Source organism: Streptomyces aureocirculatus (assembly GCF_000720475.1).
Lineage (GTDB): Bacteria > Actinomycetota > Actinomycetes > Streptomycetales > Streptomycetaceae > Streptomyces > Streptomyces aureocirculatus.
In genome coordinates, this window is record NZ_JOAP01000101.1 from 1 (window position 1) to 8,309 (window position 8,309).

The following is an 8,309-nucleotide window of genomic DNA, read 5'->3' on the forward strand; positions in this document are numbered from 1 at the left end:
GCCACAGCCCTTCGCCCGGGACCATCGCCACGTAGGGGACGCCGGAACCAAGGGACTGGTCCGGGATGACGGTGAGCGCCAGCACCGTAGCCAGGCACGCCAGCCACAGCACCCGGGCGGCCCGGCGCTGGCGGTGCGGCGAGGAACGGCGCCAGACCCCGAGACCAACACCCGCACCAGCGACGGCAATAAGGAACAGGGACACCGTCCAGGTGTTCACATAGAAGACGATGCGCCACACGGGCCACCCCCCAGCCGGTCCGAAAGCCCTAGCAGGAAAGGTACTTCGAGATGTACTTCTTCCCGTTGTGCCTCATTTTGGCACGGATGCACGCGTCATCCTCCATCGGAAGCCGCTTACTGAAGGCCGCGTAGCCGTTGCGCGTCTTCTTGGTGCCCAGCCACTTGGACTCCGCGATGACCCCCGTGCGCTTCATCTTGATCTCGTACCCCAGCTTCACGGTGATCTCAGCACCTTGATGGCGGGCGTAGCTGGACTTATAGACCCCCGGCCTGTGACCGCCCGCAGGGCTGCCCATGCACAGCCAGCCACGATCCGTCTTCCCGCACCCATTGGGATCTCGGGTATGTTCGGGCGCCATCCCAATGCTGCCTGCCGCCAGCACGAGGACTGCACCCACGATGCCAAGCTGCCGTTTCACGAGCGCATTCCCCTCACCGGCCCACTGCTGCTGATCACAGAATCAGGGAGCCATCCAGCCGTTTCCACTGCCACTCCGCCAAGTTCACCCAGGCGAGTGCACCATCAGGCAGAAGGAACGATCCGCTACGGCAAAGGCACGCGGCGGCCCGCGTATCCACCCCTACAGCGATGCAACACCCGCCACTGCCCACAAACTCTTCACCGTCCTGGCTGGCCACTGCCCAGGCTGGTGGAAACGGAGCAATGCTCAAGACCTGTGGATCAGTCCCGGGAGGGCATGCGGATGGCTCCATGCGGGCAAGGGGATGGGGTTTTGTGCTGTGAATCGAAGCGCTGCGACTGAGACATGACTCCCCTGATCAGGCAGGATGGCCCGGCAGCACAGCAATAAGCGAGTGGCTGCCAGCAGGACACTGATCTGGCGGTACGTCGTGGCACTGGCCCCGGCCGGGGTCAGCAACGAGGCCGCGGTTATGGGCACCGCAGGTACCGCCGCTAAGCGGCGGTAAGGGTGGTCATGGCAACGCAGCAACACATGCCTTCACCATAGCCGACAGCGTCGGCAGACCATTTCATGGGATGAATCACGAAAATCGGTACTCGCTGCCACGATGGATCAGCCGACATCGCCCGTGCGTGGCCGCACCGCCGGTTCGAGCAGCGACAGCGTCCGCTGCTGCGCATCGAGGGCGACGCGGATACCGACCGGCATCGGCAGATTCGCGCCCGCGTGTCCCACCTCGACGTTGCCCAGGACCGGAATGTCACGGTCTCCAAGGACGTCGAGGACGAGCTCGGCCAGGGTCGGCGAGCCTTCGGGCGAGTCGAGTCCGTCGATCGCCTCCGGAACGCCCACGACCATGCCGGAGATCCGGTCGAGAATGCCGCTGTGCCTCATGATCTGCAGGTAGTTCCACACGTACGAGGCTTGGCCGCCCAGCTCCTCCCAGAACAGCACTGCGCCGTCGAAGCATTCGAGCGGCAGCGCGAAGGGTGTCGCCTGCGCGAGCACGATGCGGTTGATGACCCCGCCGATCAGCGGACCTTCGGCACGCCCGGCGCGCCAGCACTCCCACGCCGGATCGGCGGGCAGCGCACCGATCGGTTCCGTGCTGGTCAGCAGCGTCGAGTACAGCTTCCTCAGCTCGCCCCGGCGGGCTGCGGACGCTCTCTGCCAGTGCCCGCCGAGGCCGGGCGTGGCCACATCGGTATGGAATCCGACCAGGCCGGTACGTGCGTAGAGCACCAGGTGCAGCAGTGAAATGTCGCTGAGGCCGAGGATCGGCTTGGGGTCGGCCGTGATCGCGTCGAAGTCGATCAGGTCGAGGTATCCGAACACCGTGTGGCCACCATCGTGCGCGACGATCGCGCGCACCTCGGGATCACGCAGCAGACCGTTGAACTCCTCGGCTATCTTGTCCGGCCGCGCAGCGCTCCACCAACGGGGCCGTCCGGCTTCGAGGATCGGCGCGAGACGCACACGGAATCCCATCCCCTCGAGCTCCGCCACCGCCCGTTCGAGATCGGGCGCGTATGGAGGGTGGAGCGGTCCGGACAGCGCCGCGATGACGACGAGGTCTCCGGGCTCCAGTACACGAGGCCGCAGCAGTTGGGGCACCTCAGTAAGGGTCACTGCGGCAGTATCCCGACGCCATCAGCGCCGGGCTACGCATTTTTCGATCAACTGCCCTCTCCACGGAAGGATCCCTCTGCCCAATGCCGTACGTTCGCCTGTCGTTCCAGCCACCTTTGAACATGATCTCAGTCACGCTGCCCATGCAGGAAAAGGGGACACGATGGGTCAGCGCAACGCGACACGAGCCGAAGGCCCAGACCTGGTGTAAAAGCAACACGACCTGCGCGGGACACGGTCTCTGCCGACATAAGCGGGGGGTAGAGGGGATCGTCTCGCGCCGCTGGGACAACCCCTACAACCCGCGCCTGCCCCGGGCCTGGGTGAAGTGGCGGCGCACGGACCCCGTGGACGCGGCGGTGCTGGCAGTGCTCGGGCCGCCGCGGCGTCCCCATGCGGTGCGGGTGCTGCTGGACGGCATGCCGGTCACGACGTCACCACGGCTGACCTCGGTACAGGCTGCCCAAGTCGCCCGGGCCGTCGCCGGCCACCTCGGCGCCCAGGGCAGGATGAGCTACGTACCGCCGGTGCTGGCAGCGACGGCCGCGGAGTACGGCCACCCTCAGACCGTGGACTTGCTCCTGCGTCATGGAGCGGACATCAACGGGGATGAAGGACAAGACACCCCTTGAATGGGCGGCCCCTTCGGACAGGCACGCATGGTGCAGCACCTGCTCGCCCGAGGTGCGACACCAACAGCGAAGGCGCTGAGAGGTCGGGTCGCCCGGGGGGAATCTCCCGGGCGACCCGACTGGTTTCGTAAGCGGGAGCGGGCAACGTTTGTCGACGGGTTCTTGGCTCTGGTCTACTTCGTGTGGTTGTGCACGCAGGGTAACTGTTGATCTTCGTGTGATGGCAGTTGAGGTCGCTCGAAAATCGCTTGGCTGGACGGTGGTGTGGTCGACAGTCCTTCGCCGTGAACAAAGTGCTGCCGCAGCTAGATGAGCTGCTGTTCTCCTCGGTCGAGGGCGTGTTGGCTGAGTCGGTCGAGGTGACCGACAGAGTCGTCCGAGTCGAGGCTCGTACGACCGCAGGACAGGCGGCCTGTCCGGAGTGCGGATGCTGGTCAAGTCGCATACATGGCTCCTACCTGCGTTTTCCTCGTGATCTGCCGACAGCGGGCAAGCTGGTCGTGGTGTCTTTACGGGTGCGGAGGTTCGTCTGCGCGGACGACTCCTGCACGCGCAAGACCTTCGCTGAGCAAGTCCCCGGGCTCACGCACCCCTTCGCGCGACGGACTGAGCGGTTGCGATCGACGCTGGTGTCGGTCGGTCTCGCGCTGGCAGGCCGGGCAGGCGCCCTCATGACGGATGCCTTCAAGATCCCAGTCAGCAGGAACACCCTGTTGAAGCTGATCGCCTCGCTCCCGGACCCCGCCACCGCCGTACCCCGCGTGGTCGGCGTGGACGAATACGCCCAGCGCAAGGGCCGGATCTACGGAACTGTGCTCGTCGACGTCGAAACACGTCGCCCGATCGACCTCCTTCCCGACCGGGAGGTGGACACCCTCGCGGCCTGGCTCGCCGAGCGGCCCGGCATCGAGATCATCTGCCGTGACCGGGCCCCCTTCTTCGCCGAAGGCGCCGCCCGCGGCGCCCCGCAGGCCCTCCAGGTCGCTGACCGATGGCAGTGCGCCATGAGGCGCCTTGTCGTATCCCCGATTCAGTCGGGAAGAATTTGGAGGGAGGTTCTTGGGTCTGATGGCTTACCTAATCCGGAAACGGTGATGGGACCGCAGCATGCCAGAAAATCGACGGCTGGGCTCAGGCATTGGAGACGGGGCGTCGAGGGACCCGCGTGACACGGTGAAAGCTGGATTGCCTGAACCCCAATCTCCAGAAGACTGAAGGTCAAGTCCGTCGGGAAGATGTCTGACGCCGACGCCGCATTCTGCGACGGCTTTGCGCCATGGCCGACGCAACCTCCGGAGTGCGGAGCGATGCCCAGTGAGGGCATTCAAGGAGATGAGTGGGGCGCCTACATCACGCTATGACGTACGACAAGGACGAACATGGGATCGCCTACGGGAAGAGATCTTCCTATGGCGACGGAGGCCCCGTAGTAGTCGCCGGAGTCACGACCGGCCAAGGAGGACGGGAAAGCCGTCTGTATCGGGCGAAGGGGGCCAGGTGATCGGACACCACAGACTCGGGAGGTATGTGAAATGCAGAGCGCCGAAACGGTGCTGGGTGTCCTCCGTGAACGCGGCATGCGTGGCCTGCCGTGCAATGAACTGTATCGACAGCTCTTCAATCCGCAGTTGTATCTGCTGGCCTACGGGCGTCTGTACTCCAACAAGGGGGCGATGACGCCTGGGGTCACTGGGGAGACCGTTGACGGCATGTCGCTGGGCAAGATCGAGCACGTCATCGACGCGCTGCGCCACGAACGCTATCGGTGGAGCCCAGCTCGCAGGGTCTACATCCCGAAGGGGCGGGGCAGTACGAAGCTGCGTCCGCTCGGCCTGCCACCCTGGAGCGACAAGCTCGTCGGCGAGGTGATCCGCCTGCTGCTTGAGGCGTATTACGAGCCGACGTTCTCGGAGTTCTCTCACGGTTTCCGTCCCCGCCGGGGCTGCCACACCGCGCTACGCGATGTGGCCAACACCTGGACGGGGACAGTCTGGCTTATCGAGGGTGATATCTCCCAGTGCTTCGACCGGCTCGACCATGAGGTCATGCTGCGAATCCTGGACGAGAAGATTCGCGATAACCGGTTCCTGCGGCTGGTGCGGAACATGCTCAAGGCTGGATACATGGAGGACTGGATCTGGAATGCCACGCACAGCGGCAGTCCGCAAGGCGGAGTTGTTTCGCCGATCCTGTCCAACATCTACCTGCACAAGATGGACGAGTACGTCGAGAAGGTTCTGATCCCCGAGTACACCCGAGGGCGAGCCAGAAAGCAGAGTCGCGAGTTCCATAAGGTCTGGTACGCGATTCAATGTGCCCGCAAGCGAGATGACCGCACCACGGTGCGGAGACTTCGCAAGCAACTCCACAGCATGCCGAGCGGGGATCCTCGCGATCCCGGGTATCGGCGGCTGAGGTATGTGCGCTATGCTGACGACACGCTACTCGGTTTTGCCGGACCGAAAGCTGAAGCCGAGGAAATCAAACAGCGGCTGGCACAGTTCCTGCGTGAGGAACTCGAGTTGGACATGTCGCCGGAGAAGACGCTGATCACGCACGCCCGCACCCGGGCAGCAAGGTTCCTCGGCTACGACATCACCGTGCTGCACAACGACCGGAAGGTCTCCGGCAGACGCCGCTCTGTCAATGGGACCATCCGACTGCGTGTCCCACGTTCGGTGGTAGTTGCCAAGCAGGCCCAGTACAAGGAGCGCGGCAAACCCGCGCGTCGGCCCGAACTGCTGAACCAGGACGACCACATCATCCTCAGCACCTACGGGTCCGAGTACCGCGGCATCGTCCAGTACTACCTGCTGGCCGGCGACGTCTTTCGACTCGCCCGGCTGCAATGGGTCATGGAGACCTCGATGCTGATGACGCTCGCCAACAAGCACCGCTCGTCGGTGTCGAAGATGGCCCGCAAGTACGCGGCCACCATCGAGACGCCGCACGGGATGCGCAAGTGCTTCGAGGCCCGCGTCGAACGCATCGGCAGGAAACCACTGGTTGGACGGTTCGGCGGGATCCCGCTGCGACAGAACAAGAAGACGGTCATCACTGACCGTCGGCTGGCCCCGGTCAACACCAAACGCAAGGAGCTGGTCACCCGGCTCCTCGCCGGACGGTGCGAGTCCTGCGGGCGCGTCGACGAGGTGGAAGTCCACCACGTCGCCAAACTCGCCGACCTCGGACGAACGGATAACCGGCCGCCGTGGGCAGATCTCATGGCCGCGCGGAAGCGCAAGACCCTGGTGGTCTGCGGAAGCTGCCACGCGGACATCCACGGCACGAGACCTGTCCCAGCACACACGGAGTAGTCATTGGGGAGCGACGTGCGGGGAAACTCGCATGCGTCGTTCGGGCTGGGGGCCGTGGGAAAAGGGCCTGCTCAGCAGGCACCTCGCCGACGGCCCACCAGTACTCTCTGGCACAACCTGGGAGAAGCCGCCGAGAAATGCGTCTACCGGCACCGCGGCTGCTTGCGCCCCACGCCGGCGCATCCGGAAGAATCGCAGGAAGAGGCGGAGCCGGCCGCCCTGTCGCCCTGGCCGACAGGGCACCGGTTCGCCGAACGCACCCGCGCCAAGCACGCCACCATCCACGCTCTCCTCGCCGCTGGACACAGCAAGCGATCCGTCGCCCGGCAACTCGGCATGACCCTCAACACCACCCTGCGCTTCTCCCGCGCCACCACCCCGGAGGAGATGTTCACCGGCCAGTGGCAAAGCCGTGCGACCAGGCTCGACGACTACAAGCCCTACATCGATCAGCGCTGGCAGGAAGGCTGCACCAACGCCTGGAAACTGTGGGAGGAGATCAAGGAACAGGGCTATCCACGCGGATACGCCAGCGTCCGTGACTACGTCAGCAGGACTCTTCGAGGCAAGCCCCAACCGGTCGGCCCCCGGCCGCCATCGGCCCGCGCCGTCACGCGCTGGATCCTCACGCACCCCGACGCTCTACCCGAAGGCGACCAGCTCCATCTCAAAGCCGCCTTGGCCAACTGCTCCGAACTGACAACACTCGCCGAGCACGTGCGCTCCTTCGCCCACATGCTCACTCACCTGCAAGGCGACCGGCTCCCCGAATGGATCGAAGCAGCCTCCGCCACCGCCGAACTGCCCAGCCTCCGCCACTTCGCTCAGCACCTCCTGCGCGACCTCGACGCCGTCACCGCCGGCCTCACCCTCTCCTGGAACTCCGGCGTCGTGGAGGGCCATGTCAACAGGATCAAGATGCTCAAGCGCCAGATGTTCGGCCGCGCAGGATTCGAACTCCTACGCAAGCGAGTCCTATTGGCGTGACCAGGCTCTCCCTGCCCTACGGCCACGCTGGTGAACGACGGGCAGGTTGGCGATGCGGAGGGTAGTTCCTTGACAGAGGCCCCCTAATCAGAATGGGCCAAGGCAGCGAGCAGTCCTGCTCCGATTCCCAGGACAATCAACTGCATGATGCCCGGGGCTCGCCACCGCAGGGCAAGGAGGCCGCCGCCTGTGACGACTGCACCACCGACCAGGAGCCACATTCCCTGCCACGCCATCTTGGGCGCACCGGGCGAGTTGTCCTGGTCATAGCTGTCGGCCCAGCCGGCCACCCCATAGCCGAACACCAACCAAGCGATGACCATCAAGTCGAGGATGAGGAGCGCCAGGCCGACCCCAACCTGTTGACCAGTCGACGGGCCTTTTCCGCGTCCCATCCTCACCACCGGTGCCCAAGACAGTCTGTTAACCGCATGAGGTCAGCATGCGGCTGTGACGGACCCTGTACATGAGTACGGATACTCAATGAGCTGTCGGTAGCGGAGACGGAGAACTGACCACAGGCTCGTTCTCGTTACAGGGACTGCTGGTCTACTTCCTATATAAGCCTTCACTCAGAGTGCACAACCACACGAAGTGGACCAGAGCTCGCTCAGACCTCCACAGCCAACAACCAGCGGGCGGAGGGGCTCCAGGACCACCTTCATCAGCCCGAGCGACACCTCATGAGACAGATCTGAACTGCCCCAAGAACAGGTGGATGGTGAGGCGGCCGGACTGGATGTCGTCGTGGATCTTCTGGGCGTCTGCGGATACGAGCCGGATGCCGTCGCGGTCGAGCCAGGTCATCGGGTGGTCGGCCCACGTCCACTCGGTGTCGATCTCCTCTTGCAGTTGGTCGGTGATGTCCACGGTGATGCCGGTGTCGCGCAGGGGGTTGGCGGTGATGTTGGCGTAGTAGGGCTCCTCGGGGTCGATACGGACGAGGAGCATCGTGTCGTCGCTGGCCGGTCTAAGATGCCATCTCATTTGGCTAGTCTGCGGTAGCAGATGAGGGTGCAGGCGATGCTGGTGAAGGCGAGGAAGTGCTCGGCCTTGCGTTCGTAGCGGCGATGGAG

General features: G+C 64.6%; 8 protein-coding genes and 2 pseudogenes. 4 read left to right on the plus strand and 6 right to left on the minus strand.

All coding sequences use genetic code 11. The features are described from left to right. The 3 genes and pseudogenes from IG78_RS0140360 to IG78_RS0140370 form a co-directional block, all read right to left on the minus strand. A pseudogene (locus IG78_RS0140360) lies at nt 1-241 on the minus strand (hypothetical protein); the annotation flags it as partial. Between the two features lie 28 nt (nt 242-269). Then, nucleotides 270-662, minus strand: a complete 393-nt coding sequence (locus IG78_RS49935) for a hypothetical protein (protein ID WP_157856059.1) — start codon at nt 660-662, stop codon at nt 270-272. 618 nt (nt 663-1,280) lie between these two features. Beyond that, on the minus strand, nt 1,281-2,282 hold the full coding sequence (locus IG78_RS0140370; protein ID WP_225882428.1) for a S66 peptidase family protein: 1,002 nt from the start codon (nt 2,280-2,282) through the stop codon (nt 1,281-1,283). Between the two features lie 98 nt (nt 2,283-2,380). On the opposite strand from IG78_RS0140370, the gene IG78_RS52050 reads away from it, so the two are divergent. From IG78_RS52050 to IG78_RS43495, 4 genes are all read left to right on the plus strand, one after another. Continuing rightward, entirely contained in the window at nt 2,381-2,929 is a 549-nt protein-coding gene (locus tag IG78_RS52050) for an ankyrin repeat domain-containing protein (RefSeq protein ID WP_225882429.1), read from the plus strand. 284 nt (nt 2,930-3,213) lie between these two features. After that, nucleotides 3,214-4,098 carry an ISL3 family transposase gene (locus IG78_RS0140380; RefSeq protein WP_157856060.1) on the plus strand — a complete coding sequence of 295 codons (885 nt, stop codon included), beginning with the start codon at nt 3,214-3,216 and terminating at the stop codon, nt 4,096-4,098. A gap of 363 nt (nt 4,099-4,461) precedes the next feature. Next, complete coding sequence (locus tag IG78_RS0140385; protein WP_030574523.1) at nt 4,462-6,246, plus strand: reverse transcriptase/maturase family protein; 1,785 nt, start codon at nt 4,462-4,464, stop codon at nt 6,244-6,246. A gap of 162 nt (nt 6,247-6,408) precedes the next feature. Further along, complete coding sequence (locus tag IG78_RS43495) at nt 6,409-7,233, plus strand: transposase (protein WP_078965962.1); 825 nt, start codon at nt 6,409-6,411, stop codon at nt 7,231-7,233. Between the two features lie 83 nt (nt 7,234-7,316). On the opposite strand, the gene IG78_RS0140395 is transcribed toward IG78_RS43495, so the two are convergent. From IG78_RS0140395 to IG78_RS47245, 3 genes and pseudogenes are all read right to left on the minus strand, one after another. Next, nucleotides 7,317-7,556, minus strand: coding sequence for a hypothetical protein (locus tag IG78_RS0140395; protein WP_249926166.1), 240 nt, complete (start codon nt 7,554-7,556; stop codon nt 7,317-7,319). 358 nt (nt 7,557-7,914) lie between these two features. After that, nucleotides 7,915-8,220: a hypothetical protein gene (locus IG78_RS0140400; protein WP_157856061.1), complete on the minus strand. Its 306-nt coding sequence runs from the start codon at nt 8,218-8,220 to the stop codon at nt 7,915-7,917. Further along, nucleotides 8,217-8,309: pseudogene (locus IG78_RS47245) on the minus strand (IS5/IS1182 family transposase); the annotation flags it as partial. The gene IG78_RS0140400 and the pseudogene IG78_RS47245, both read right to left, overlap by 4 nt.